The sequence below is a fragment of the Oerskovia gallyi genome (assembly GCF_014836745.1).
In the GTDB taxonomy this organism is placed as follows: domain Bacteria; phylum Actinomycetota; class Actinomycetes; order Actinomycetales; family Cellulomonadaceae; genus Oerskovia; species Oerskovia paurometabola.
On sequence record NZ_JACSQE010000028.1, the window covers coordinates 1 to 1,238 of the forward strand.

The following is a 1,238-nucleotide window of genomic DNA, read 5'->3' on the forward strand; positions in this document are numbered from 1 at the left end:
GCCGCGGAGAACCTGACCTCGGCGGAGTCGCGCATCCGCGACGTCGACATGGCCAAGGAGATGATGAACTACTCGCGCACCAACATCCTGTCCCAGGCCGGGACCGCGATGCTGGCCCAGGCCAACCAGTCCAACGCCGGAGTCCTGCAGCTCCTCGGCTGAGACTGACAGCCACCCGACGGGCCCCTGACGGGGCCTGCCGACGACGGCGCCCCACCGGAAACCCGGTGCGGCGCCGTCGTGCGTCCGGAACTCACCCCCCACGGTGGTGCCGGTGCTGCCGACAGTGGTGGGTGACCGGCCCATGGATGGGCTGGGGGACCATTCTTCTCGCCCGTCTCACGGAGGACTCATCATGGGCTTCAGCGTCAACACGAACGTCTCTGCACTGAACACGTTCCGTAACCTGACGAACACGCAGAACAGCCAGAGCAAGTCGCTCGAGAAGCTGTCGTCGGGTCTTCGTATCAACCGCGCGGCCGACGACGCGGCGGGTCTGTCGATCGCCGAGGGCCTCAAGGCTCAGGTCAACGGCTACTCGGTCGCTGCTCGTAACGCGCAGGACGGCATCAGCGTCGTGCAGGCTGCTGAAGGTGCGCTGGGCGAGGCCCAGTCGATCCTGCAGCGCATGCGTGACCTCGCGGTCCAGGCGTCCTCGGACACCAACAACGCCGACGCCCGCACCGCGATCAGCTCGGAGCTCGACGAGCTCGCGAACGAGCTCAACCGCGTCGTCGACTCGACGAACTTCAACGGCATCAACCTGCTCACCGACGCTGCCGCGGACCTCACGGTCCAGGTCAGCGCGGAGGGCGCCGGCAGCGGCAACACCATCACCATCGCCCTCGCAGCCAACAACCTGCAGGACATCATCAAGGACACGGTGTACGACGACGCGGGAGCCGGCGGCACCGCGCTGAACGTCGCGGACGCCACGAACGCCCGGACGTCGATCGAGACGATCGACACGGCGCTCAAGGCCGTGTCGACGGCTCGTTCGAACTTCGGTGCGACGCAGAACCGTCTGGAGTACGCGATCTCCAACATCAACGTGGCCGCGGAGAACCTGACCTCGGCGGAGTCGCGCATCCGCGACGTCGACATGGCCAAGGAGATGATGAACTACTCGCGCACCAACATCCTGTCCCAGGCCGGGACCGCGATGCTGGCCCAGGCCAACCAGTCCAACGCCGGAGTCCTGCAGCTCCTCGGCTGAGACTGACAGCCACCCGACGGGC

General features: G+C 66.8%; 2 protein-coding genes. Both read left to right on the forward strand.

Annotation, left to right across the window (positions count from 1 at the left end; translation table 11 throughout):
• On the forward strand, positions 1-162 hold a 162-nt coding region (locus H9640_RS18855; RefSeq protein WP_263598770.1), incomplete at its 5' end, for a flagellin.
• A gap of 193 nt (positions 163-355) precedes the next feature.
• Positions 356-1,216, forward strand: coding sequence for a flagellin N-terminal helical domain-containing protein (locus H9640_RS18860; protein ID WP_191792309.1), 861 nt, complete (start codon positions 356-358; stop codon positions 1,214-1,216).
• Positions 1,217-1,238 lie beyond the last annotated feature (22 nt).

What these genes read in the sequence shown, in the direction of transcription:
- H9640_RS18860 (WP_191792309.1), top strand. Translation starts at nt 356, where the DNA reads ATGGGCTTCAGCGTCAACACGAACGTCTCTGCACTGAACACGTTCCGT.